At 41.2% G+C, this 26,924-nt stretch carries 22 protein-coding genes; 11 read left to right on the top strand and 11 right to left on the bottom strand.

The window, feature by feature from the left end; genetic code table 11:
• The first annotated feature begins 72 nt into the window (after positions 1-72).
• Positions 73-1,752, top strand: a complete 1,680-nt coding sequence (locus Q0541_RS17625) for an ATP-binding protein (RefSeq protein ID WP_298912683.1) — start codon at positions 73-75, stop codon at positions 1,750-1,752.
• Positions 1,753-1,789: 37 nt separating this feature from the next.
• On the opposite strand, the gene Q0541_RS17620 is transcribed toward Q0541_RS17625, so the two are convergent.
• Both Q0541_RS17620 and Q0541_RS17615 read right to left on the bottom strand, forming a co-directional pair.
• Positions 1,790-2,287, bottom strand: coding sequence for a DUF29 domain-containing protein (locus Q0541_RS17620; protein ID WP_298912749.1), 498 nt, complete (start codon positions 2,285-2,287; stop codon positions 1,790-1,792).
• Positions 2,288-2,618: 331 nt separating this feature from the next.
• A complete protein-coding gene (locus Q0541_RS17615; protein ID WP_298912680.1) occupies positions 2,619-3,728 on the bottom strand; it encodes an S-(hydroxymethyl)glutathione dehydrogenase/class III alcohol dehydrogenase in 1,110 nt (369 codons plus the stop codon).
• Positions 3,729-4,012: 284 nt separating this feature from the next.
• Here Q0541_RS17615 and Q0541_RS17610 point away from each other — a divergent pair, with 284 nt between their 5' ends.
• The 4 genes from Q0541_RS17610 (at position 4,013) to Q0541_RS17595 (ending at position 9,345) form a co-directional block, all read left to right on the top strand.
• Positions 4,013-5,296, top strand: a complete 1,284-nt coding sequence (locus Q0541_RS17610) for a valine--pyruvate transaminase (protein WP_298912677.1) — start codon at positions 4,013-4,015, stop codon at positions 5,294-5,296.
• 28 nt (positions 5,297-5,324) lie between these two features.
• A complete protein-coding gene (gene rimM, locus Q0541_RS17605; RefSeq protein WP_298912746.1) occupies positions 5,325-5,924 on the top strand; it encodes a ribosome maturation factor RimM in 600 nt (199 codons plus the stop codon).
• 333 nt (positions 5,925-6,257) lie between these two features.
• The gene (locus Q0541_RS17600; protein ID WP_298912674.1) at positions 6,258-7,343 is read left to right on the top strand and encodes a hypothetical protein; all 1,086 of its coding nucleotides are present in this window, start codon (positions 6,258-6,260) and stop codon (positions 7,341-7,343) included.
• A gap of 391 nt (positions 7,344-7,734) precedes the next feature.
• Positions 7,735-9,345 carry a DUF1565 domain-containing protein gene (locus Q0541_RS17595; RefSeq protein ID WP_298912671.1) on the top strand — a complete coding sequence of 537 codons (1,611 nt, stop codon included), beginning with the start codon at positions 7,735-7,737 and terminating at the stop codon, positions 9,343-9,345.
• A 477-nt stretch (positions 9,346-9,822) separates the two neighbouring features.
• Here the strand turns inward: Q0541_RS17595 and Q0541_RS17590 are convergent, their stop codons facing one another.
• From Q0541_RS17590 to Q0541_RS17565, 6 genes are all read right to left on the bottom strand, one after another.
• Positions 9,823-10,482 (bottom strand): hypothetical protein, encoded by a 660-nt coding sequence (locus Q0541_RS17590; protein ID WP_298912667.1) that lies wholly within the window; start codon positions 10,480-10,482, stop codon positions 9,823-9,825.
• A gap of 111 nt (positions 10,483-10,593) precedes the next feature.
• Entirely contained in the window at positions 10,594-11,433 is an 840-nt protein-coding gene (gene fghA / locus Q0541_RS17585; protein WP_298912664.1) for an S-formylglutathione hydrolase, read from the bottom strand.
• A 165-nt stretch (positions 11,434-11,598) separates the two neighbouring features.
• Complete coding sequence (locus tag Q0541_RS17580) at positions 11,599-12,390, bottom strand: ion transporter (protein WP_298912661.1); 792 nt, start codon at positions 12,388-12,390, stop codon at positions 11,599-11,601.
• 282 nt (positions 12,391-12,672) lie between these two features.
• Entirely contained in the window at positions 12,673-13,170 is a 498-nt protein-coding gene (locus tag Q0541_RS17575; RefSeq protein ID WP_298912743.1) for an O-acetyl-ADP-ribose deacetylase, read from the bottom strand.
• A 265-nt stretch (positions 13,171-13,435) separates the two neighbouring features.
• Positions 13,436-14,098, bottom strand: coding sequence for a response regulator transcription factor (locus Q0541_RS17570; protein WP_298912740.1), 663 nt, complete (start codon positions 14,096-14,098; stop codon positions 13,436-13,438).
• Entirely contained in the window at positions 14,098-15,363 is a 1,266-nt protein-coding gene (locus Q0541_RS17565) for a sensor histidine kinase (RefSeq protein WP_298912658.1), read from the bottom strand. Before Q0541_RS17565 ends, Q0541_RS17570 begins: the two co-directional genes overlap by 1 nt.
• A gap of 382 nt (positions 15,364-15,745) precedes the next feature.
• Here Q0541_RS17565 and Q0541_RS17560 point away from each other — a divergent pair, with 382 nt between their 5' ends.
• The 3 genes from Q0541_RS17560 (at position 15,746) to Q0541_RS17550 (ending at position 17,540) form a co-directional block, all read left to right on the top strand.
• Positions 15,746-16,270, top strand: a complete 525-nt coding sequence (locus Q0541_RS17560) for a P pilus assembly/Cpx signaling pathway, periplasmic inhibitor/zinc-resistance associated protein (RefSeq protein ID WP_298912655.1) — start codon at positions 15,746-15,748, stop codon at positions 16,268-16,270.
• 412 nt (positions 16,271-16,682) lie between these two features.
• Positions 16,683-16,931: a regulatory protein SipA gene (gene sipA, locus Q0541_RS17555; protein ID WP_298912652.1), complete on the top strand. Its 249-nt coding sequence runs from the start codon at positions 16,683-16,685 to the stop codon at positions 16,929-16,931.
• A 51-nt stretch (positions 16,932-16,982) separates the two neighbouring features.
• Positions 16,983-17,540: a peroxiredoxin gene (locus tag Q0541_RS17550; RefSeq protein ID WP_298912649.1), complete on the top strand. Its 558-nt coding sequence runs from the start codon at positions 16,983-16,985 to the stop codon at positions 17,538-17,540.
• A gap of 177 nt (positions 17,541-17,717) precedes the next feature.
• Here the strand turns inward: Q0541_RS17550 and modA are convergent, their stop codons facing one another.
• Positions 17,718-18,512: a molybdate ABC transporter substrate-binding protein gene (modA, locus tag Q0541_RS17545; RefSeq protein WP_298912646.1), complete on the bottom strand. Its 795-nt coding sequence runs from the start codon at positions 18,510-18,512 to the stop codon at positions 17,718-17,720.
• 90 nt (positions 18,513-18,602) lie between these two features.
• Between modA and Q0541_RS17540 the strand changes: the two genes are divergently transcribed.
• Both Q0541_RS17540 and Q0541_RS17535 read left to right on the top strand, forming a co-directional pair.
• Positions 18,603-19,046: a molybdopterin-binding protein gene (locus Q0541_RS17540; protein WP_298912643.1), complete on the top strand. Its 444-nt coding sequence runs from the start codon at positions 18,603-18,605 to the stop codon at positions 19,044-19,046.
• A 1,592-nt stretch (positions 19,047-20,638) separates the two neighbouring features.
• On the top strand, positions 20,639-22,459 hold the full coding sequence (locus Q0541_RS17535) for an iron uptake porin (protein ID WP_298912639.1): 1,821 nt from the start codon (positions 20,639-20,641) through the stop codon (positions 22,457-22,459).
• Between the two features lie 133 nt (positions 22,460-22,592).
• Here the strand turns inward: Q0541_RS17535 and Q0541_RS17530 are convergent, their stop codons facing one another.
• A complete protein-coding gene (locus Q0541_RS17530) occupies positions 22,593-24,212 on the bottom strand; it encodes a cyclic peptide export ABC transporter (protein WP_298912636.1) in 1,620 nt (539 codons plus the stop codon).
• Between the two features lie 500 nt (positions 24,213-24,712).
• On the opposite strand from Q0541_RS17530, the gene Q0541_RS17525 reads away from it, so the two are divergent.
• Complete coding sequence (locus Q0541_RS17525; protein ID WP_298912596.1) at positions 24,713-26,368, top strand: B12-binding domain-containing radical SAM protein; 1,656 nt, start codon at positions 24,713-24,715, stop codon at positions 26,366-26,368.
• Positions 26,369-26,596: 228 nt separating this feature from the next.
• On the opposite strand, the gene Q0541_RS17520 is transcribed toward Q0541_RS17525, so the two are convergent.
• Positions 26,597-26,782, bottom strand: a complete 186-nt coding sequence (locus Q0541_RS17520; RefSeq protein ID WP_298912588.1) for a hypothetical protein — start codon at positions 26,780-26,782, stop codon at positions 26,597-26,599.
• Positions 26,783-26,924 lie beyond the last annotated feature (142 nt).

Genomic DNA, 26,924 nt, shown 5'->3' with positions numbered 1-26,924 from the left:
TTATGTGTCTGCTGAAACCTACCCGCTTTACCTAAGTTTTTACCCAGACTTCCCTTTTGTTCGGAGTTCTTTATGAAAAATATATTACAAACCTCCATCTCTCAAGAACAGAATTCGCATCAGAGCTATAGCATTTCGTCTTACAATAGGCTACTTTCGGTTGTGAAGGATTTGGCTAGTGTGCGGACTATTGAGGAAATTATTGAGATTGTGCGTTTGGCGGCTCGGGATCTCACGAATGCTGATGGAGTAACTTTTGTACTGCGGGATGGTGAATGTTGCCACTATGTTGATGAAAACGCCATCGGCCCACTTTGGAAAGGTATGCGTTTTCCACTCAAATCTTGCATCTCCGGTTGGGCAATGCTCAATAAACAAGCAGCCGTGATTGAGGACATTTACCAGGATGCTCGAATTCCTCTTGATGCCTATAAAGTGACTTTTGTCAATAGTTTAGTGATGGTTCCCATACGGATTTCTGATCCACTGGGTGCGATCGGAGCCTACTGGAGTACACGACACCGAGCCACGCCCGAAGAAATAGAACTGCTTGAGATTTTGACCGACACTACGGCAGTTGCGATATCGAACGTTCAACTTATCCAGAAACTTACGAACCAAAACGCGCTTAAAGACAAATTCATTGCGATGCTAGCTCACGAGCTGAGAAATCCTGTTGCCCCGATCTCGAACGGGGTTCAGCTTCTTAAGTTGAAGCTGGGCGAGACTGGCGCAGTCGGGGAAACAGTCTTAATGATGCAACACCAGATTAAGCACCTCTCGAAGTTGATCGATGAGCTGCTCGACGTATCGTCCATCACTTACGGGAAGATTTCATTAAATCTTGAGAAGTTTAATCTGGTAGATTTGGTTCGCCAGAGTCTCAATGACCATGCACAAGTAATAAAGAGATCCAACCTTACCGTAGTACAAGACCTGCCAAACACGCCTGTGTGGGCTGATGTTGACTCCACCCGCTTCTTCCAAGTCTTTCGGAACCTTCTTGAGAACGCCTTAAAGTTTTCAAAGCCAGATGGGACGATCTGGGTGGATCTCTCATTGATTCCAGGTGAGAATGGCTCAGGTAGTATAGCGGTCTTATCTGTAAGAGACTCAGGCATAGGGATAGACCCGACAATCTTACCAGAACTCTTCGAGCCGTTTACCCAGGCCGATCGCAGCTTAGACCGTTCGAGGGGCGGGCTAGGTTTGGGACTATCGGTAGTCAAAAGTCTTGTCGAACTTCATGGTGGTCATGTTGAAGCCTCAAGTAGAGGGATCAATTTGGGAGCAGAATTCAAAGTCACTCTCCCTGTATGCGAAGAGATTACAGCCTTGGACAATGACCTAGAGATTATAGAGGCAGCTAATAAATCGTTAAAGATTTTAGTCATCGAAGATAATGACGATTCAGCCGTAACATTAAAAGCAGTGCTTGAGTACTTCGGGCATGAAGTTTCCATTGCCAACAATGGAATTTCAGGGGTACAAACTGCAAGAGAGTTTGAGCCTCATGTGATTATTTGTGATATCGGACTTCCTGAGATGGATGGATTCGCCGTTGCACAGGAACTGAGTAAAGACTCCAAATTTACTCGCTCAATTCTGATTGCGCTCACCGGCTACGGTAGCCAAGAGGATAGGGAACTTGCGCTTCAGGCTGGTTTTAAATGCCACTTGACCAAGCCAGTGGACTTTGACAGACTTACGGCAGAAATTGATCGATACTTTGATGAAGTATTATCAAGTTAAGAAATTTTGCTACTTGCGTCGTAAAACCGGAGAAAAGTCAATCCATTAAATCATTTGTCGCAGGCTCACCCGGATAAAAGCGATCGCTCAGAATTTCCTCAAAAGGATATAAGCATTGCTTGGGAAAAGTTGAGAGTGGTAGATTTGTTTCTCCCGATGCTAAATCCCTACCGTTTTCATAGGATTCCTGGAGTGCTTCTTCAAGGCAAGGCTTTAGGCTAAGATTTTCGCTTATCAACTTGAGAATTTCCCGTCGTTGGACTCTAATTGTCGCTAACCAACTACGACTCCGTTGCTTTAGTTGATATTCCCATTTGAGCAAATGTCCAACTAATATACTAAGACGATTTCTCAATTCTTGGCGTTCCTTTCTTCCCAAAGATTCGATTTCCTCAATTAAATTGGGCAAGTCAAGCTGGTTCCATTGTTGATGACGCAGAAGGTTAGCCTGTTCTTGAGTCCAAGTATAAAAATCATTTTCGTAAAGGTTTGGCATCAGGTTTACCGCAGGTTGTCCGGTTTGTGGTGTCTGCATAGTGGGTTCAAAACCTGGTGAACTTTCCCTAATTATAGTAAAGTGCATAGATGTGGATTGGTGTCAACTTCAGGTTAAAGCCTAGTCTGATAAGCATTTGATAATTTCTCTCGTTCCCAAACTCGGAGAATTTCTTTCGTTCCCAGACTCTGGCTGGGAATGCGTGTTGTGAGGCTTTGCCTCATGAATTGACGGCACCGCTCTTAATGCATTTCCAGCCAGAGGCTGGAAACGAGAATTTTCTCTCGTGTTCTGGCAGAAGTTGACATGAATTACATCTGTTCGCTCTTACAGTTAATTCTGTTTTGAGAAAAAGCGTTGAATCTAACAGCTAAAAAGTCACCACACTGCGAATTGATTCACCTTTATGCATCAATTCAAAAGCATCATTAATTTGCTCAATGGGCATCACATGGGTAATCAAATCATCAATGTTTATCTTACCTTCCATATACCAATCAACAATTTTCGGCACATCTGTACGTCCTCTAGCGCCACCGAATGCCGAACCTTTCCAAACACGCCCAGTTACTAATTGAAAAGGACGAGTACTAATTTCCTGTCCAGCACCAGCAACACCAATAACCACGCTGACGCCCCAACCTTTATGGCAACATTCTAATGCTTGACGCATAACTTTGACATTACCGATACATTCAAAACTGTAATCAGCACCGCCTTTTGTTAAATCAACCAGATAGGGAACTAAATCACCCTCTACTTCCTGGGGATTGACAAAGTGCGTCATGCCAAACTTTTCTGCCAAGGCGCATTTGCTGGGATTAAGATCCACCCCGACAATCATATTCGCTCCCACCATCCGCGCCGCTTGGATGACATTTAAGCCAATACCACCCAAGCCGAAAACCACGACATTTGCTCCCGGTTCCACCTTGGCAGTATTAATGACTGCACCAACACCAGTAGTCACACCACAGCCAATGTAACAAACTTTATCAAATGGGGCGTCTTCCCGAATTTTTGCTAGGGCTATTTCCGGCAGCACTGTATAGTTGGCAAAAGTGGATGTACCCATGTAATGATGAATCATCTGCCCATCGATACTAAAGCGACTGGTGCCATCGGGCATGACACCGCGGGCTTGAGTTAGGCGAATAGCTTGACAAAGATTTGTTTTGAAACTCAGGCAATATTCGCACTGACGGCATTCGGGAGTGTAGAGGGGAATCACGTGATCCCCTGGTTTGAGGCTAGTGACACCAGCGCCTACCTCTACTACCACACCAGCACCTTCATGTCCCAAAATTGCCGGAAACAAACCTTCGGGATCGTTACCAGATAAGGTAAAGGCGTCGGTGTGGCAAACTCCGCTGGCTTTAACCTCAACTAACACTTCGCCGGCTTGTGGCCTTGATAGTTGAACGGTTTCAATTGTCAACGGCTTACCTGCGCTGTAAGCTACTGCTGCTTTAACTTGCAACGTCAGCCCTCCTATATAGTTTTTTGACTTTCTTCCGAGTACTGAAGCACGGCGATTATTTCACTTAAATATATTGAGCGCATGATCCACTTTTGCATCACTTCATCGTATTTAGTAAGCATGATCGCCGCTATAACGATAAATATCACTTTGTTAAAATATCATTCTGTAGCTAAATTGGTTAAAGGCGGCAACAGCTGTTTTGACAACGATGTAAACTTGATGTCAGCAGCAACCCCCAAATATTTTGTCCACCCCTCAATTAATATATTTTGTCACAGCTTATGAATCCTGACCTAACTCAAATTGGCGCTCAAATGTCCAACCTGACTGGCGTAAGAGCAATCATGAAAGATATTATCGAGACATTACAAGCGGGTGCAGGGCAGGAGTTTATTAATTTGAGTGCTGGTAATCCGTTGATTTTGCCAGAGGTAGAGCAGTTATGGCGGGATTGTACTGCACAGCTTCTCGCTAGCCCAGAATATGGTGAGGTAGTTTGTCGCTACGGGTCAAGTCAGGGCTATGGACCATTTGTTGAAGCGATCGTCAATGATTTTAACAAACGCTACGGGTTAAACTTGAGCGATCGCAATATCCTGATTACCCCCGGCAGTCAAACCCTCTACTTCTACGCTGCGAATGCCTTCGCTGGCTACACTCCCAGCGGCGAGTTAAAACAAATTGTTTTGCCCCTCTGTCCTGACTACACAGGTTACGGTGGTATCTGCTTAGTTCCAAAAGCCCTAATCGCCCACAAACCGACTCTTGATATTGATGCAGCTAATCACCGATTTAAATATCGCCCCGACTTCAGCCAACTGTCGATTACAGAAAACACGGGTTGTGTCCTCTTCTCTCGCCCCTGTAATCCCACTGGCAATGTCCTCACTGATGATGAGGTGAAAAAGATTGTTGCCCTGGCTGCACCTTACAATCTGCCCGTGTTAATTGACTCGGCTTATGCGCCTCCCTTCCCAGCATTGAACTTTACCGAAATGACACCAGTGTTTGGTGATAATATCTTACACTGCATGAGTTTATCAAAAGCGGGATTACCAGGAGAAAGGATTGGTATTGCCATTGGAAATGAAAAGTGGATTGAGGCGTTGGAGTGTTTCCAAGCAAATATGAGTCTCCATTCTTCACGTTACGGCCAAGCGATCGCTGCTTTTGCAATCAATTCTGGTGCATTAGTGGAAATTTCTCACACTGTCATCCGTCCCTTTTATCAAAATAAATTTACCGTTTTAGAAACCAGCTTAGAACAAGCGATGCCCAAGAATTTACCTTGGTTCCTGCATCGTGGTGAAGGAGCAATTTTTGCTTGGTTGTGGTTAGAGGATCTACCCATCACTGACTGGGAATTTTATCAACGCCTCAAGCAAGTAGGTGTGATTGTTGTCCCTGGAAGTACCTTCTTCCCCGGTTTAGAGGAAGAGTGGGCACATAAGCAACAATGCGTCCGCATCAGCCTTACAGGCAGCGATGAGGAGATTGCCACTGGTATGCAACGTTTAGCAAAAGTCGCTGAAGAAGCTTATCAGCGTGCAGTTGTGAGTGCCTGATTAGGGGTAGAGACGCGATTAATCGCGTCTGTACAGGAGTTATAAGAATTCTTTCCTCAATGCCCCATGCCCCATGCCCAAATCAGATGATTGGCTAGAAATTGGTAAGATTGTTGCCCCTCAAGGATTATCTGGAGAATTACGGGTTTATCCTGTATCTGACTTCCCCGAAAGATTTGAGGTGCCAGGAAAACGTTGGTTGTTGCGTTCAGGTGACACAGAACCACAACCAATCGAATTATTGACAGGACGTTATATAAGTAATAAAAACTTATATGTGCTCAAATTAGCTGGTGTGGAAAATTGCGATCAGGCGGAGGCGTTGCGCGGTTGTAAGTTAATGGTGCCAGCAAGCGATCGCCCCCAATTAGGCGAAGATGAATATCATGTCCTCGATTTGATTGGGTTGGAAGTCTTCATGCAAGCATCTGGCGAACTCGTTGGTACGGTGGTAGATATCATTCCTGCGGGGAATGATTTGTTAGAAGTGAAGTTGCATGAATCATTTGCTACTGACAAAAAGCAAAAGACTGTTTTGATTCCATTTGTGGAAGCGATCGCACCAGTGGTAGACTTGCCATCTGGTCGCATTGAAATTACACCACCGCCTGGGTTGTTGGAAATCTAATAATTAGGTCATTAATTAAATATTAATTATTATGAGAAAGTTATAGTTTTTTCCTTTGCTATAAAAACTCCAGATACTCCTTGCCATTTAGTGTTTACAAGATGATTCCTGAAAATCCCAAAGAAAACAGTAACATTATCAGAGAAAATGAACTGCTCTCTTCTTCCAGTCAACTAATAAATGGCTTAGATAGCATTAGATATCGTTTGCAAGGTAGTTTCTACAAAACAAAAGGTAGATGCTCTTTTAGAAGCATTCCAATCTGGGCACAAAGGAATTGAGTTAGTTGTACAAGCATTAGATAATGAAATCAGAGAAGTTCGACAATCAGCTTTGCTCCTATTGTCTGATAGCAGTGAAGTTACTGCCGGACAAGCGCTATGGAATCATCTACCCTTTGCAAAAATGCAATGCCTGCATACATTAAAGGAATTTAATCTTGATTGCTACAATCCTGAACAACATCATCCATATTATTTTGCGATCGCAGACTACAATAATACCCTAATTTGCTATTGGGATATATATTATAAGGGATCTTTCGTTAATATCTGGCATTTAGAAATAGGACAAAGCAAGAAAGATTTTGGGTTGGGTATGGCTCATGAATTTGCTTTAGGAAAAAGCGGCAGGGTGAGTATCATTAGCTTTCAGGACGTACTTTGGGCACTAGATACAGAAACACAAGAAAATATTGGAACTTTTCCCGATAACCTTATTCATACTGTTCTACCCCATCCTCATTGCTTGGCTGTCTGCCCAACTAAAAAGCCATTAGTTGCTACTGGGTATACTCAAGGCAGAACAGGAGAGTTAGAGATTTGGGATTATGAAACATATACTCGTCGCCTCTATCATCAATTTCAAGATGTAGTTTTGATTCCTTATGATAATTCATGGAATCAATCAAAGCTAAACCTTTGGTTAACTACACCCCTTTTTTTCACCCCTGATGGAAAGTTCTTGGTTGCACGTTTCAAGCAGAGATTGCAGAATAAGCTACAACTCTGGAATACCGAAACAGGAGAACTTTTTCAAACATTAGATAATTTACCTGCTCTGACAGTGAATTCACTTGCAAATCGCCTTGATGGGCAAATTTTGGCTTGCGGAATCCGGCAAGACGAAGTGTGTGTATGGGAATTGATCAGTGATCGCATTCTCTATACATCTTCGGGTGTTGCTCCTTGCCTTATGAGTTTAGATGGTAGAGTTTTAATCTACTGTACAGACAATTACGAAATAGTTGTTTGGGATTTGGCAATGAACAGAAAATTATGCACATTGCAGGGGCATACAGCACCAATTGGTTATGTTGCCATGAGTAGCGATCGTGAGTTCATTGCTAGTTATAGCATTGATAGAACAATTAAAATTTGGGGAGTGCCACAATCAATTAATAGCTGTAGCAACCTGTAAACCACTTCCGAATTGAGAACACATTATTTGCAAACAATTCAGAAACGTTGAACATGGGTATAAAATTGCCAACCCAACGACACTGGCACAGATTAGCCATGAGGAGTTGGATGCGACCTGAAGATGCCAGGCAGAGCCTCTAGATGGGCATTGCCATGCTCTGCATGGGAACGAGATCATGTCACCTTGGCAGGGCTACTCCTCACTCAACATTCACTATTCTCCACCCTCACCCAGCAATTTTGAGTTGTCGAGTACTAATAAAACCAAAAGCACTGGCATAATTTTTTAACTTTGCAGTGACAAGTACTTTAAGTAACTTAATGCATCAACTGCTACTCACTTTCATGGTTAGCGCTAAGATAGCTATGTATTTTTTGGAAGTATAAATATGGCTCAGATTTTTTACGTAAATCCAGTATCAGGTAGCAATACCAACCTTGGTAGCCAACAAGCCCCGTTCAAAACTATTACCCAAGCCCTCAAGGTAGCTACAGATAATACTAAAATTCAACTGGCAGATGGAAATTATAATGCAGCTAGCGGGGAAGTCTTTCCGCTAACGGTTGCATCTGGGGTGACAGTTGTGGGTAATGAAACCAATAAAGGAAATGGCATTTTGATTGAAGGGAGTGGTAGCTATCTAAGCCGTACTTTTGCTGCTCAGAATGTCACATTTGTGCTGCTGGATAAAGCTGAACTCAGGGGGATAACTGTAACAAATCTGGCTAGCCGTGGTAGTGGTGTCTGGATTGAATCAACTGCCCCTACTGTTGCTAATAGCACCTTCACTAACTGTAAGCGGGAGGGAGTATTTGCTACAGGCGATGCTAACCCAGTTATTCTAAGTAATGTGTTCAGTGAAAATGCAGCCAATGGAATTGCGATCGCTAAAAATTCCAAAGGTCAAATTCAGGGTAATACCTTCTTCAAAACAGGTTTTGGCATTGCTATTAGTGATACTGCATCACCCACCCTTCGAGATAACAAAATTTCCGAAAACCGTTCTGGAATTGTGATCTCTGGCAGTACTCGTCCTGTATTGCGTAACAATGTCAGTGAGAATAACACTGACGATGGGATCACAGTAATTGGAAGTGCCCTACCGGATATCGGCAGTACTAATAATCCAGGCGGCAATACTCTACAAAATAACGGTAAATTTGATTTGCAAAATGCCAGTTCCAACAAGCTGGTTTCTGTGGGAAATAAAATAAATGCGTCTAAAGTTACGGGAAACGTAGAGTTTGCAGATAGTTCAGTTCCTACACCTACTCCTGTGCCAACACCCACACCCACGCCCACTCCTGTGCCCACGACGCCCACTCCTGTGCCCACGCCCACTCCTGTGCCCACGCCCACGCCTACTCCTGTGCCCACGCCTACCCCTACTCCTGTGCCAACACCCACGCCCACTCCTAGTATCGAATTAACCGATATTAGTAATCATTGGGCAGGTGGGTTTATTCGGGAATTAGTCAAATTGGGGATAGTTAATGGTTTTCCCGATCGCACATTTAAACCCGATGCGACGATGACACGGGCGCAATACGCGGCATTATTGGTAAAAGCTTTCAACCCATCGCCAAACCGCACCATAAACAAATTCAAAGATGTACCAGCAGACTTCTGGGCATCCAAGGTAATTCAGCAGGCATATCAAGGTTTATTTCTCTCTGGTTTTCCTGACAATACCTTTGGCCCCAACAAAAATATCCAGCGTGTGCAAGTGATTGTCTCACTGGTGAATGGATTGAAGTTATCTGGTGATAGTACAGCAACTATCAAAGCTTTTGATGACCAAGCAAAGATTCCTGAATATGCCAAGGATGAGGTAGTAAAAGCTATAAACAAGGGGATTATCGTCAATCACCCGAACCTCAAACAACTTAATCCTACCCGCGATGCTACACGCGCTGAGGTAGCGGCGATGGTATACCAAGCCTTGGTAGATGCTGGCAGTGTAGCAGCGATTGACTCGCCTGATATTGTGACTGCTTAATTGACAAAATAGTTTGTTTTAGCAAAATCGGATGATTTTTGTAAAAGCAATTCATGACTGAAGTTTAGACTACTTATAAATTCAGAACTTACGCATTGACAAATTAGACAACAAGTGAAGTAGGGTAAACCAGAAAAAATATGCGATCGCTAAGGAACGTGGATTAGATAAAATGCAAAACTTCATCCTGTATCTTGCTTCCCTCTCCAATATATAGGAGAGGAATTGAGGGTGAGGTAAGTCAGGGACAAAAATTGTATGTTATTTAATTCTTATTCCTAATCACTTTGAACAAAAGATGGACTTGAATGCATATATAGGACTGATATTTGATTTTTGAAATATACGTAGGGTGCGTTATGCCAAAGGCTAACGCACCACCTCTGATTCTAGGTGCGTTACGCTACGCGATAACACACCCTACATATATTTAGATTTTTTCAAAAATCAAATCGGATTGCTATAGTCAGATTACTGTCAATGCGTAAGTCTTGAAATTATTTTCCAGCGTTGACGCAACAATAAACTAGCACCAATTATTCCTATACCTACCAATGTTGTAGTATTTCCGGCTTCCGGAACTCTTTGAGGAACTGTAAAGGAACCACTTAAGACGGCTGTACCTGTAGTGCGAGGTTCCGTTGTTGCATTCGGATTGAAAGTCACGTTCTCCGAAAGCGTTAAAGTCCCTGTTGCACCTTGAAAATTGCCTACTCCACCGACAATAGTTGTAGTGCCGGAAATCAATGCCGTAAAATCTTTAACGTTACGTATAGCAGTACTACTAGTGCTTGCAAATAATTTATCGTTACCGCTACCAAAAAATGTCTCAATAAGAATTGGTAATCCTTTTATACCAAACTCTGTAGCATCTTTAACTATTGATTCCACTCCTGTATTATCATTCCTTTGGATATAATCCATTCTTATAAAATTAGTCAAACCATAAGGCGCATCAGTACTTTCACCTATTACAGTTGACTTAAACACAGCATCTTGAATCGGTTCAAAAACGCTTTGTGTGTTGTAAGTAGCCTCAAAAGGAAAAGTAATTTGAGCATTTGCCTTTGTCATATCTAACCCCAAACTCAGCAATGCTACTGGTATGAACGATAAAGTGAGCGAGCCAAGTTTCATAAGTTCTTCTCCTTTAGTAATAAATACATTCGTAGTAATTTAAGATAGCACTACTAATGTCAATAAGCAGATATGCTGAAGGTAGTTGAAATAGATGAAAACTGCTGTAATTCATAAAGCGATCGCATGGTGGCGCATATGATCTTCAATAAAACTGGCTATGAAATAAAAACTGTGGTCATAGCCTTCTTGGTAACGCAAATTTAGCGGCTGGTTAACATCTGCACAAGCTTGTTCAAACACCTCTGGTAGTAATTGCTCAACTAAAAATTTATCAGCAGTTCCTTGGTCAATAAAAATTGGACTGTGATATCCTACTTGTTTGACTAATTCGCTAGCATCATAAGCACGCCAACTTTCTTGATTGCTGCCAAGATAACGACTGAACGCTTTTTGTCCCCAAGGACAACGCATGGGTGCAGTGATAGGTGCAAAGGCTGATACTGATTTGTAGAGTTCTGGGTTTTTCATCGCACAGACAAGCGCCCCGTGTCCCCCCATTGAATGACCGAAAATACCTTGTCTCTCCGGTTGCGTGGGGAAGTTTGCGGTAATTAAAGCAGGTAATTCCTGGACGATATAACTATACATTTGGTAATGCTGATCCCACGGTTCTTCTGTAGCATCAACATAAAAGCCCGCACCTGTACCAAAGTCCCAATCATCATCTTCACCAGGAATACCTGTGTTCCGAGGACTAGTATCTGGCACAACCAGCATCAAACCATACTCAGCTGCGTAGCGCTGCGCCCCCGCCTTCACCATAAAATTTTCTTCAGTGCAAGTTAAACCAGAGAGGAAATAGAGAATCGGCACAGGTTGTTGAGTTGCTTGTGGTGGTTGATAAACAGCAAAGCGCATTTCACCGTTACAGGTTGAGGAGGGATGACTATAAAAGCCGAGTTTGCCACCAAAGCTTTTATATTCTGAAATAAGGTTGAGGTTAGGCATTGGTTATATTCTCTTTCCTGAGCGGCTACCGGAGAATGATTATTTTAGCGTGAGTTTCGCTCTGATAACCGAAACCAAATTGCGATCGCTGCTTGGCGATTCATCGCGTCTGAACTTTGTAGCACACACTAAAATTACGCGCCGTCAGCGCCACCACTTACTCTCTCAATCAACCCTGCGACTAGGTAACTTAGTACCGCACCTTTTACAAAACCCAGCATCTACATCGTGGAAAGCCAAACCACAACCTGAACAAACTGTTTCTACTTGATTAGCGGTTTTCACCACTCGCTTAATTAAATCTCCCACTTGCCAAGGAATCAGCGCAATTCCTGTGAAAATCATCAGTACTGTTAGCAAACGCCCTAATTCAGAAATTGGAATAACATCGCCAAATCCCACAGTTGTCATTGTGACAACAGAGAAATAAAATGCATCAAAAAATGTCCTGTAATTTTGAGGATTAACCGGATGTTCTACTTGATAAATTAAGCCAGAATAAATAAAAACAATTGCAAATAATGTAAATAAGATTCGCACAAAAATCATGCCATCTTCGGTGCTGATAGTGGCGAATAAAAATTTTCTATCTATAAATCTGATTAATCGTAAAATCCGAAACCATCGTAGTAGGCGGATAAAGCTGATATCCACCATTCTTAGAAAGAATGGCAAAATCGCCATTAAGTCAATAATCGAATAAAAGCTAAAAATATACTTAATTTTATTTTCTGCACTCCACAGACGGAGTGAATATTCCACCGCAAAGATGATAACGATCGCAGTATCGGCTACATGCAATTGAAACCGCACAGAATCAGGAATATTATAAGTTTCTGCTACAAAAATTCCTGATGATAATAGCACCATCGCAGCAAGTGTTAAATTAATCGCTTTCCCTAATGGTGTTTCCAGGTCTGTTAAGTAAAATTCTGTTTCTTGTCTGCTCAGTAACATATTCGACCATTAACTAATCTTAATTCCCAGTTATAGCATTAGAAATACGATATTATTAATCATTATCCTTATGTTAACCTCAGCTTATAGAAACTCAGAAGATTTTATGCCTATCAAAAAACTTATAGGAATAGTCTTTTCAAAGTAACTCCAAATATATCGTTTTTTCTCTCTGTACCACTGACACTTTGCTTAAGTCGGAAAATCTTCCAAAGTAAGTGTTATCCTTAGTGAATTTGCGACGTCAAAGTAATTTATCTAACCAATATTAATTTACTTATGTCAATGCGTAAATCCTAAAATATTTGTATATATTCCATAGTTTTCTGGGTCATAGCAGCAAAAAATTATTCTTTGTGGACGACCATTCTTTTGTAGTTGTTCATCGCATATTTTCACTGCCACCTCAGCTGCTAAAGCTTTAGGATATTTATAAATGCCAGTACTAATGCAAGGAAATGCCAAACTATTAAACTCTTTATCTGCGGCAATTTGCATACATTTATAGTAACACTGAGCTAGAAGTTCAGGTTCTCCGTAATTACCTCCTCGCCATACTGGGCCTACGGTATGAATGATGAAGCTTGCAGGCAAGCGATATCCTTTGGTTAGTTTAGCATCGCCAATCTTACATCCTCTAAGTGACCTACACTCATCAACTAGGTCTGATCCAGATGCCTTGTGTATCGCTCCATCTACACCACTACCCCCAAGCAGACTAGTATTTGCAGCATTGACGATGGCATCAACTTCTAGCTTTGTGATATCACCCAAAATCACTTCCATAAAACAATTAAGCGTAATCAAGACTAATCTTTATACTACGCTTGTATTATGTTTCTGTCCACCACACAGTTTTAGCTTCAAGCTTAACGAGCAGTCTGCTTAAGGTGATGAGTGATCGCCTGCTTTTTCCTGATTTATTCAATGCATTTTTTATCTGTTTTATCAATACGTAAGTTATGATTTTTCAGTTGTATAAGTAGCTCGGTGAAGAATTACGTTAGCGCAGCGTTAGTAACGTAGGAACATCATTACGAATTATTTAACTTGGTTCATTCAAATAGGATAAATATGTATTTGCCCAAATCGCAGCTTGAGTGCGATCGCGCAAATTTAACCTGTTTAAAATATTTGTAACATGATTTTTCACAGTCCCCTCAGAAATGTAGAGTTGCTGGGCAATTTCTCGGTTACTAGCGCCTGTAGCAATTAACCGCAAAACCTCTTTTTCTCTAGGAGTAAGTTCAGCTAAACTAGATGGTACAGGCGGTGATTGGGTTAGTGCAACATGAGAAAACTGAGTCAATAGTTTTTTAACTATACCTGGGCCCAATTGAGTATATCCTTTATAAACGGCACGAATAGCAACAGCTAATTCTTCTGAGGGCGTATCTTTTAATAAATAACCCATTGCCCCATTTTGTAAGGCTGCTGACACATATTCATCATCATCAAAAGTCGTCAATACTAAAATTTTAGTTTTTGCAAAACGTTTTTGAATTTCTCGCGTAGCTGCAACTCCATCCATAATTGGCATTCTGATATCCAGCAATACTACATCTGGCTGAAATTTAGCAACCAAATTAATCGCCTGTTCACCGTTTTCTGCTTCTCCCACTATCTCTAAATCTGGTTCTAATTCTAATAACACTCTTAATCCTTGACGAATTAAACCTTGGTCATCTACCAACAACACTTTAATCATCATGTCAACCTTGTTAAAGGAATATTAACTGTAATTTTGCAACCAGAACCAGGAACGCTATTAATATTAAACTCACCTCCAAGTGCTAAAGTGCGATCGCGCATACTATGAAGTCCATAACCAGTAGTATTTTGCCTTAAATCAAAACCTCTACCATTATCCTGAATTATCAATCGTAAATTTCCTCTGATTTCAGTAAGTTCTAGTTTCACCTCTGTTGCTAATGCATATTTAGATATATTTGTCAACGATTCTTGAGTAATTCGGTAAATAGCGGTATTGATTTCAGGTGGGAGAGAAGATTCCAGATTGATTTGATAAATTGGTAAAATGCCATTGGAGCGATGAAAACTTTCTGAAAGATTAGCGATCGCACGTTCTAAAGATTGCTCTTGTAAGGGATTAAAACGCATAGTAGAAACAGATTGACGGACATCTTTTAACGCTTTTGAACCTAATTCTTTTGCTGTTGCTAGAAATGTTTCTGCCTTACCTGGATTAGATTGCCACAATTTTAAAGCAGTTTCTAATTGCAGATTTAAAGCAGTTAGAGAATGTCCTAATGAATCATGAATTTCACGAGCAATGCGGTTACGTTCTTCCAAGGTAGCTTGATTTTCAATTTGCATGGCATATTGACGGAGTTTTTCATTAGCGATCGCTAGCTTTTCTCGACTGTGCCGTTCAGATAATACTGCATTCATCATCAACAACACAAAAACTAAACTTAAGCCAAATGTTAGCGACCAATTCCAGCTAAAAAAACGATCTCGTTCTTGTGCTTGTGGTGATGCTTGATAATTGAATAACTGGTATTTTAGCTGTGTAGTAACTAAAAATAAGGTAAATGATAAAGTTGTAATGAATAAACGTCCAGGTAACTTAAAAATTAAGCAACTGCGAGTAACTAAAATTATGTAAAGAACGGGGAAAAGGCGAGCAAATCTTTCACCAAAAAGTCCAGTTGTTAAAATCAATAAAATTTCAATTACTGTGTAGATTACCTTAGTTATCTGGTTATTTTTGGGTAATCTTAAGCCCATTAAGGCAAAAATAATCAAACTATAAATTGACAGTTCTGGCAAGAGATTGCAAATTGATAAGTCTGGAAATATATCACAAATTGATAGTTCTGGAGGTTTGTGAGGAAATCGCCGTAACGGAGGTGGTATAACTGCTGTCAATGCAGTGATTGCTAGTAGTATCCACTCCAGATAAAGCAGAGATGGAAAAGGATGTTTCTTAATTTCAATTGGACGATTCATTAGTCGCTTCATTCAAGTTATGAAAGATGAGTTATGAATTAGGAGTTAGGAGTTCAGAACTTTTGAGCGGCATCCGACGATTAAAACTTCAGCAGATGCTCAAATCTATCGCTGAATGAGCAATTAAGTGTAAGTGCAATGTCTAAAAAATTATATAATACGCTAAATAAGGATTTATAAATTAATCATAATCAAAATCTGCATTATTCATAACTTCTCACTTCTAACTCTTAACCCCTAATTATTTATTGTCAGTCAAATTTGTTAAAATTCCATCATGACTAAAGTCATGGGTAAAACCATGACTTTCTCCTCATGTGACTACTGAAGATAAGTTCTTATGATGGTGACATCCAACCAGGAAAAAACCACCAAATAAGTAATGAAACTCAAAGCATTATCGCTAGTCGCTGGAGCGATCGCCTTAACTTTAACTGCAACCTCCTTTGCTGTTGATGCTCAAACAGCCTCTCCTTCACCCGTGTTACTTGCACAAAGTCCACAAAAAGAAAGGGGCCCTTGGAAAGACTTGAATCTAACAGATGCCCAAAAAACCCAAATTCAGGCAATTCGCCGCGATAGCCGTACCAAAATGGAGGCAGTTTTCACCCCAGAACAAAAGGCCAAGTTAGAGGCAGCGAAACAAGCGCGTCGGGCTGAGTGGCAAGCGCGTAAGGCTCAGGGACAAACTGGTCAAGGTCAACGGCAACCAGGTCAGCATCATGGTCGTGGAAAAGGTGATTTTGCTGACTTAAATCTGAGTGAAATACAGAAAACCCAAATCCGACAAATCCGGGAGTCTGAGAAACAACAAATTCAAGCAGTCTTAACCCCTGAACAGCAGCAAAAAATAGAGCAATTCCGTCAAAATGCCCCTTCGCGCCGTCAACAAGGCAATCCTCAATAATAATCTTTCAAAAAATAGTTAATAAGTCTGGGGCTTTGACCCAGATACTTAGTAACCATAATTACTGTGGCCGTAGCCTTGACTGATGTCTAGGCATTGTTTTCCATAATCAAAAATTAATAGACTTCTTGCAGAAGATCAGGAAAAGGGATGAAATTTTTTCCCCTTTTCCTTTCCCTCTTTCTTCACACCAAAATAGAAAATTGGATAACCTCTAGTAAAAGTTAGGAGTTATGAGTTTTGATTAATATCAAGTCCGCTTAAATAACCGTCATTGCGAGCGTTCGAGGAGCGTCTCATAGAGAAGGGAAGCAATCCCAAAAACCCTGTGATTGCGTCGTTTCAGTCGCAATGACATATTACGGGTGATTTGCCGGACATCATATAACTCATAACTCCTAGCTGTTTCAAAATGTCTAAAGAATTCCCTATTGGTAGTAAAGTCCGGGTTGTGGCACTACCGTCCTACGTCAAAACTGCTGAACCTATGCCCATGCTGCGCCCCCCCGATGTGATTCACATTGGCGAGGAAGGTATAGTCATTGACCGCCGTCCCGGTGGATATTGGGGTATTCGCTTCGCTAAGGGAGCCTTTCTCCTAGATAGCCAATACATCGAAAGTACAGATACTCCTTCCGAATCTCACTCAGAGCGAGACTAATAGCAACCAAGAATTGTAAACTTGTGTAAAGTTGTAATTCTGGTTTGCACTATGATTTCCCGCCGCACTTTTTTAAGCATATTATTTGTCAGCTGTATTTCTGTGATCAGCTGGCTGAATTTTACCCCTGCTGCTGATGCTCTTGGTGGTAAACTTCCTGCAATTAATCAATCCGCACCAGAGTTTACTTTGCCAACCAATACAGGGGATGGCAAAATTTCCCTCTCTGACTTGCGCGGTAAGTGGTTAGTCCTCTACTTTTATCCTAAAGACTTTACGTCTGGTTGTACTATAGAGGCTCGTCGTTTTCAGCAAGACTTACCGCAATACCTCGAAAAAAACGCCCAGATTATTGGCGTAAGTGCTGATGACATTGATTCTCACGCCAAATTTTGTGATTCAGAGGGACTAAAATTCCCGCTGTTGGCTGACACTGATGGATCAGTGAGTAAAGCTTACGGTTCGTGGCTCGGTTTCTTATCGATGCGCCACAGTTTTCTCATCGATCCTCAGGGCATCTTGCGCGAGACTTTTGTGAAAGTCAACCCAAGCATTCACAGTTCAGAAGTGCTGGCACGACTAGAAAAATTACAGTCCGCAGCTTCTTAGACGATTAGCCTAAGAGGATATTTGAAAAGTCCTCTAATGGATTTTTCAATAAAGTGTAACTTTTGTAGGGTGCGTTACATTCCTAACGTACTATTAAGGATGCTTTCGGTGTGTTACGCGATCGCTAACACACCCTACACATTTTCTACTCAGAATAAAAGGGTTTTTGACTTTTAACTAACTTACAATAAACCCATGTTTTTTGAGTACAGTCTTGACTTCACTGCCAGATAAAAACTCGATAAACTCTTTGGCTGCGGGAATATTTTTACTGCCTTTAATTACTGCCATTGGATAGACAATCGGTGAGTGAAACTTATCGTCAGCAGCGACTACAACTTTTACTTTGTTGGAGATTTTGGCGTCAGTGGCATAAACTAAACCAGCTTCGGCGTTACCACTTTCTACTGCTGCCAAGACTTGCCGCACATTGTTAGCAAAGACCAATTTGGACTTGACTCGATCATAAAGTTTCAATTTCTTTAAGACTTGCTCTCCATATTGCCCAGCAGGTACACTCCTGGGTTCACCGATCGCAATTTTTTTAATCTTACTATCTGTTAAATTGTAGAAGCTGCTGATGCCAACAACATCCTGAGCCACAATCAAGACTAGACGGTTATTTGCCAGGTTAGTACGGCTACCTGGTACTAAAAGTCCTTTTTCTTCTAAAGCATCCACTTGTTTTTTGCCAGCAGAAATAAAGATATCTGCTGGCGCACCTTGCTCAATCTGTTGCTGTAAGGCACCAGAAGCCCCAAAATTATAAGTAATGTTGATATTTGATTTAGTTTGTTGGTATAGAGGCTTAATTTCTTCTAGTGTCTCTTTTAAGCTGGCGGCTGCGGACACGAGTATGCTGGTGTTTGACTGTGCTATTACAGGAGAAGGAGTAACCAATGGTAAGCCAATTGCCAGAAGCAAGCCTGCAACTGCCATACCCAGCAAGCCAAGAATTTGTCTTCTTTTCATAAAAAAGGTGCTAGAGTGGTTTTTTTCTAAAATTGATGCTAGATAGAATAACAATAATACCAATATTTTCCCAACTATATCAGTAAATTTATGCCTAAAAAAGAACAAGGGTGGGTCACATTCCAAACCTCAGAAGAGGAGCGGAAGATTTTGGAAGAGTTCTGCGGCCAGTCTCAGCGAACTAAGACTGAGATTCTCCGGGAACTGGTACGTGGTCTTAATCAACACTCTTCATCATCCAACTCGCAACCTACCATAAACACAAAAGAGGAAGATATCTACGCTCAACAGCCTGAGATAGAAATTAGTATTCAAAAGAAACCACTCAAAGTTAGCTCCCGCAATATTCTCAAGGGTATTGTTAAACGAGTTGTCACTGGAGCCGTTAATAGTGAGGTGACGCTGGAGATTGTTCACAAAGTTGAGTTAACTTCGATTATCACCAGAGTATCGGTAGAAGAGTTGGATTTGTCTGAGGGGAAAGAGGCTTATGCCGTTATTAAGTCCAACGATATAGTTATTGCCAGAGAATAGGCTGTGGTGATGTCTCTGAATAATTACTTTAGCGATCGCTTTGCTATTCACTCAAGAAAAACGCTCAAAATTTTCTGCGCGTTTGATTCCAGATTGCTGTATAAACTTCTTAATCGATGACTGTTGAAATGTTGAATTTTTGCTATAGACACTTGTAATGGTGTTGCTCGGCTCAGGGGAAGCGCATATAAATGACCGAGACAATTTACGATGTTACGATGTTTGGATAATGGAATTAAAATCTAGAATCTAACTCATGTTACAAGCCTCTCCGTTCACGGAGATAAAAACAAAAAATCATCATTACAAGCCTCTTCTTTATAAGGAGAGGTTAATTCCAGAATCTAAAATCCAAAATCCAAAATCCAAAATTAGGTGACTCTTGACAAAAACCCCAGTTAATAAATTAAAAACTGCACTTTGTCTTGGCACTATGATGAGCTAATGTCAAAAATGTGACAATATTACTTGATTGTACCCAAAGTATTTATAAGAAAAGACAGGAATTACCTGCCTTATATAATTAATTGATATTGTGTTCACTATGTATAACACATGGTTTTGACAAACCTATTACATAATTGTGTCAAAAATGTGAATGCGCTTGCTAGTAAAGACGATTGTCCTGATGGGAGAGACAAGCAGGGCGATCGCATCTAAATTAGTTTTGACCAAAACCAAGGTTAAGGACCAACCAAAAAATCAGCATTCTGGTTTGATTTATTTTCCAAGCCTCAAAGCGATTACCTGATTTTCTGTAATCAGCGAAGTGGAATAACTCTGTTCTGCTGGCCTTTAAAGTTGAGTTAATTTTTTTTAATTTTTGGCGACTAGCGCGGCAGAAGATATGACTTGATAAAAGCCTGACAATTTTTTGCTGTTACAGAAGAGAATTATTCTGACATAAGAATGACACAAGAATGACACAAGAATGACATAGAGATAAGGTATACAGTTAACTTTTAAACAGCAATTGACATTATAAACATCACTATTAACAATGTCTGTGTTGTTAGGGAAAGCGATTATTTTGCGGGTTACAGCTACTAATACAACACGGCGTAAATAGAGCAACCATTTAAAAACCCTAAAAAGCCCTTCCATAATACTTTTGACTTTTGACTTCCGCCTTGCGGTACTAGTGTTATTTACCTTTCAGACGCAAAGTAACCACCTTAGTCTTGTTTGCTGCCAGAATGATCGCAAAATAGTGCTGTGTAATATCAGGCAACGCACCTTTTTACAAGCACGATCCTGGCAATTTGGGCATGGCAAATCTTGAATTAAAATTTACTGTTCTAAAGTGACGATACTTGCATTTTATAAATCTCTATGCAAAAATAGGTTGCTAAAGTACCGTAAGCCTATCGGGTTACAGTATTTAAATAAAAAATAATCGGATGCGATTTTCTTTCCTTTCATATTCAATCACTGGATTGCTGGTTTGAGACTCTGAAATTTCAGATATATAGCCAGCTAGATATTTGCTAGTAAATAATCTGGCATTTAAGTAGAAGTATTGTGATAAATATTTCTGCGGCTTTTGCTGTTCAATTTTTAGTCAGTTATTTCACTTTTAAGGTTGAGGAGTCATGTCGATTGTTTGCTGGAATTCAAAGTTTAGATTGTGCTTACTTTTGTTGGTAAATATTTCAATTATCTCAGTTATTAATCCTGCAAAAAGTCAGGCTAATATACCTGAATCTGTTGCATCTACTGTGAGTGATACCACCCTTGTTCCTGCTTCTGGGCAATCACCTGTATTTTTTCGTGATCGCAACAATTATGTGGTTGAGAAGGTTACACCTCTTTCACAATTACTCTCACCTAAACCATTACCTACTTTTAAGACTACCGATCCCACAGTCAGCAGACATCAAGTGCGATCGCCAGATGATAATACAGCAAAAGAACAGGTAACTTCTGTTTCGCAGTTATCAGATGTCAAACCTACTGATTGGGCGTTTCAAGCCTTGCAATCTTTAGTGGAACGGTATGGGGTAATTGCAGGCTACCCCAATCAAACCTTTCAAGGTGATCGGGCAATGACTCGTTACGAGTTTGCGGCTGGACTAAATGCAGCGCTGGATCGAATCAATGAGTTGGTAAGTGCAGGAACTAGCGATCTGCTGAGAAAAGAAGATTTAGAAACATTGCAAAAACTCCAAAGTCAATTTGGGCCAGAACTGGCCGAACTGCGGGGGAAAGTGGATTCGTTGGAAGCAAGAACAGCGACTCTTCAAGCACAGCAGTTTTCCACTACAACTAAACTTGTTGGTGAACTTGAGACTGTGATTGGAGGAATTGTAGCAGGCAATAACGTCGTCACCAAGCAACCCGCACCTCACATCTTCACATTTCAAGACCGGCTTATTTTGCGCTTAAACACCAGTTTCACCGGTACAGATCAACTGCGGATAGCACTCACAGGAGGAAATATTACCGCTTCCGGAGGAACAAGAAGTGGAACACTTGGAACTAATGATGGTAAAACTTCTGATTACGCCAGTCCACTTTTCCCCAACAATCAATTTTTCCTCTCTGGACTGCGCTATCGTTTTTTAGCTGGTAGTAATACTGCAATTAATGTTTTTGCTCAATCTGATGGAGCCTTTGAACTAGGCTTGAGTGGAACCATCAACCCGTATTTTGAGGGGTCAGCAGCGAATGGGATCTCACGATATTCGCGGCGAAATATGGTCTATGACTACGGAGATACCGGAGCCGGAATTGCCATTCTCCATGATTTTAGTAAACAATTTCAATTAGGATTGGAGTACACCTCGATTAACGGTAACAATCCTACAGAGAATAATGGCTTATTTGCAGGCAGGTATGTAGCTCTAGGACAATTACTATACAGCGGCGCCAAGAATAATTTCCGGATAGCTTTGACTTACGCCAATACTTATAGTCCACCAAACACTACAGGTCTAAGTGGCACAAACTTCGGCCCAGTCATCGGCAGTAACTTAGCAAACAGCACAGTGGCTGGAACAGGAACTTTAGCGAATACTTATGGTGCAGAAGCGTTTTATCGGATTAGTCCATCTGTGGCAGTAAATGGATGGGTAGGTTATTCCGCGCACCGTTACTTAGGGAGGGGTGATGCAGAAGTCTGGGACTGGGGTGCCGGACTATCGTTTCCCGATTTATTTAGCAAAGGTAGTTTGGGAGGCATTTTTGTGGGCATGGAGCCAAAGTTGACTACTCTAAGTAGGAACATCAATTTAGGAGCGGGCCTTGGTCAAGTAGACAAAGATACCTCCTTACATATTGAGGGCTTTTACCAATATCAACTTAGTGACAATATTGCGATCACGCCCGGTGTAATATGGATTACTGCACCAGACTTTGATGCTGACAATCCTGATAGTGTAGTTGCTTGGCTCCGGACTACCTTCAGATTTTAACTTGAAAAAACTATAGCAATTCTAAATCATTCGTGAGAAAGAAGCTCTCCGACTTATTAAAAGTTGTTGGGGAGCTTGAAGTTGCAATTCTCATAAATCAAATAAGTAAGTCGTTTACCCCAATCCGCTTGGGTTAAGTTTTGTCGTACTCTATCTGTCCATAATCAAGTTTGATAATTCGGTTTGCTAAATGAAAATAGCGATCGTCGTGGCTAATCACCAGCACTGTTTTACCCCGCGATCGCAGTTCTGGGAGTAGTTTAGTATAAAATATTTCTTTGAATATTGGATCTTGATCAGCTGCCCACTCATCAAATAGATAAATTGGTCGATCTTCCAAGTAGGCTGTGAGTAAGGCTAGTCGTTTCCGTTGTCCTTGAGAAAGTGCAGTGGTGGAAAGTTGCCCATTTTCAACTTTAACTTTATGGTCTAGTTGTAGTTGTTTTAAATATTGTGTTGCTTGAGTATCTAAGTTAGAATTTTTTAATCCTAAAAGTTCTTCAAATAAATAAAAGTCGGAAAATACCACGGAAAAATGCTGGCGATACCATTCTCGGTTTTGTTCGCTAATTAACTCACTATCAAACCAAATTTCGCCGTTTTCAGGGATGTAAAGTCCAGTAATTAGTTTCGCTAATGTAGATTTACCACTACCATTCCCGCCAACAATAAAGACTAATTCTTCAGGATAAAATGTCAAGTCGATGGGGCCAAAGATAAAGCTATTGTCTTCTTGATCTGTGTAGTAAGTGTGGGTAACACTTTTAAATTTTAAGCTGTGCCAGTCCGATTTAAGGGCAGGTGGAACAGTCGATATTTCAGTTCGACTAGCTAGAGATAAACCCAGTGACTCTATTTTTTGCAAGGCAATGCTGGCTTTGCTTAATAGAGGAAGTTTGCTGATGATGTTATCCATTGGTAACACCAAATAAGTCAAGGTCAAAATGTAACCAGAGAGAGTTTGGGGATTGATGGTAAGCAGATGGGGTAACGCGAACAGGACAAAACCAAGGGCAAAAAAGAATACGAGTTGACCCCAGCTTGAAGTTATGGCAAAAAGTGTTAGACCGTTAACGTTGTGATCACGAAATTCGTTAGCAGTTGATTGCAGTTTTTCTTCTAAAAAGTCTTGACGCCGCCGATAATTTAGCTTGAGTTCCTTGACTCCTTCGGTAATGGTGCGAAAATGTTTAAACAGATGGTCTTCATCTTCACGAGCTAGGGCTAGCAATTTCCCGCCTCTGTTGAGTAGCCACTGACAACTAGTGATTGCTACTACTGTAACACCACAAACCATCAGCAGTACTAACCAAGAGAGCCAAGTTATATACGCTATGCAACCCAAGACGATCGCTAGATTAATAAAGATGAAAGGCAGCTGATAAACAGCATTGGCAACCGCCTGAATATCTTCTGTTAGAGTTGCCAATAATCGAGGATTCCCTAAGCGTTCTAGATGACTCAACTCAGAAGCGAGAATTTGGCGACTCAAACGCATCCGTAATTGCAAAACAGCATTCTGAGAAAGGCGAATCAGCATCACTTGGGAAATGATACTGGTAATCAGTGCAACTATTGCCAGCCCCGCAAAACCCCAAGTTATGGATGTCAGCCGGGAAGCGGAACTGCTACTAGCAGTACGGCTAATTAGGGCAATCAAGCCAGCACTACTACCGCCACTCAGAAATCCGGTAGCGATCGCGATCACTACCATCCCCCAAGAAGAACGCAAAACAAAGTAAATCAAATTCATAACAAACGCTCATACCCCCATGACGCCAGTTGCTACACTACGGGTTCTCCAAAGGAGTACAAGTTGGGCATTGCCCGAACGCCAACTAGATAAGCGAAATCCGTCTACTCCTAAGGGAGACACATTCGCGTTCAGTAGTGGCTCCCCAATGCCCCATTTCCATCACAGTAGCTTGTAAACCAATTCAGTTTGCGCTTTTAGGGGAGATTTTATATTTTACAGTTAAAAACTTCTGAAATATCACGGTAAGCTAGTTGCAATTAAACCGCGTCCACCTTGAAAACTGTAGTTCTTTCCGTATGAAAAGAAAAAACCCTCATCCCCTAGCCCCTTCTCCCAATATTGGGAGAAGGGGAGCCGGAAAGAAGTCCCTCTCCCCCTACTTGGGAGAGGGATTTAGGGTGAGGACAAAAACTACGGTTCTCAACATAGATAAGGTTTACAACTGATTCTGCCAGTAGATTGTCTTAGCTGCTCAGTTTTCCGGGGTGAAATTTGCGATGACTGTGAATATGAAGTCTTTGGATCAACAAATTAATGTCGCGGCCAATTCAAAAACCGCTCCTGTCAATCAAGGAACCCGCTACGTTCCTTTGCACCATCGACGCATTCTGTGTATCTTTCCTAAATACAGCCGCTCTTTTGGTACTTTTCATCACGCCTACCCACTTATGGGTAATGTCCGGGCTTTTATGCCACCCCAAGGTATTTTAATTGTGGCTGCCTACTTACCTAAAGAATGGGAAGTGCGGTTTATTGATGAGAATGTCAAATCAGCAACTAGGGCTGATTACCAATGGGCTGATGTGGTGATTGTCAGTGGAATGCATATCCAGAAACCACAGATTAATCAAATTAATGAACTTGCCCATCGAGCCGGCAAAATCACAGTTGTGGGTGGCCCCTCGGTATCTGGGTGTCCAGAATATTATCCTGAGTTTGACATTTTAAGTTTGGGTGAATTAGGAGATGCAAACGATCGGATGATCGAATATCTCGACCAAAACCTGGAACGTCCCCAAGCGCAAATTCGCTTTGAAACCAAGGAACGTTTGCCCCTCACAGAGTTTCCCACTCCAGCTTATCATTTGCTGAATATCAATGATTATTTCCTGGCAAATGTCCAGTTTTCCAGTGGTTGCCCTTATCGCTGCGAGTTTTGTGATATTCCAGAACTCTACGGCAACAGTCCCCGGATGAAAACACCAGAGCAAGTAGTTGCGGAGCTAGATGCAATGCGACAATCTGGGAATTTGGGGGCAGTGTATTTTGTCGATGATAACTTTGTTGGCGATCGCCGCGCCGCCATGAAGTTGCTTCCTCACCTGATTGACTGGCAAAAACGCAATGGTTATCCCATCCAGTTTGCCTGTGAAGCAACGCTCAACCTAGCTCAAAGTCCAAAATTGCTAGAAATGATGCGCGAAGCTTATTTCTGCACAGTCTTTTGCGGCATTGAAACACCTGAACCAAATGCTCTCCATGCTATTTCCAAAGACCAAAATCTGAGTCTACCGATTTTAAAAGCGATTCAGATTTTAAATAGCTATGGCATGGAAGTAGTATCAGGAATCATCATCGGGTTAGATACAGATACACCAGAAACAGCAGACCGAATTATCGAATTTATCCGGGCATCCCAAATTCCCATGTTGACAATTAACCTCCTTCATGCTTTACCTAGAACTCCTTTATGGCGGAGGTTAGAAGCAGAAGGACGAATTGTCTTTGATGAAAGCCGCGAATCAAATGTTGAATTTTTGATGCCCTACGAGCAAGTTATTGAGATGTGGCGGCGCTGCATTACAACAGCTTATGAGCCAGAATTTTTATATCAGCGGTTCGCCTACAATATGGAACACACCTACCCAAACCGCATCGAAGTACCAAACAGCCCAGCTCGCACTTCTGGGGCTAATATTCGCAAAGGTTTAACTTATTTAGGGAATATTTTGCTGCGGATAGGCATATTTAGTAACTATCGTCAGACTTTTTGGAAAATGGCTAAGCCAGCCCTGAAAGCGGGTGATATTGAAAACTTGATTCACGTTGGACTTGTGGGACACCATTTGATTAAGTTTGCCCAAGATTGTGCCAAAAATGAAGAATCAGCTTCCTTTTATTCTCAAAAAATCCTCACCAAAGTTCGTAGTTAACTGTCAATATTAGGTACTAACCATCGGTTGCTACAAGTGCTACATCTAAATTTGATAGCTCACGCATAATACAGAGTTGGAGTTTGTTGCAAATAGGGCTAATACCAATTCTGTATGAAGATGCGCCATATATGAGGAACGAACCGCAAAGAACGCAAAGAACGCAAAGAAAGAAAGAAAGAAATAAGAAGCCAAGAAAATTTGGCGCAGCCTCACAAAAAAATGTTATTAGTACAGCATTTCATTAATTCGTAGCGAATTAAATTTGGCAATGGCAATGCGTCCCTCTGCAATGCCAATGCATCCCTCTACAATGGCAATGTGTCCCTCTGCATTTAAAAACGATACGATTTTATGCAAAACCGTACTTAGTCCCTTAAAATCTGAGGTTTGCCAGAGGTAGAAGTAAAGCACAGTCTGTTCGACTAAATGAAGGTTAAAAATATATCCAAAACTCTATAAAAGTAACCTTAAAGACACAGGAGCGATATTTCCTGCGAAAGACGTAACTACACTGCGGCCGCCCTAAAATTATAAGAATTGAAAGCCTACAGTC

This window comes from uncultured Nostoc sp. (genome assembly GCF_937863485.1).
Classification (GTDB): domain Bacteria; phylum Cyanobacteriota; class Cyanobacteriia; order Cyanobacteriales; family Nostocaceae; genus Nostoc.
The sequence above is the reverse complement of the archived record's forward strand: the minus strand, read 5'-3'. Positions and strand labels throughout refer to the sequence as shown.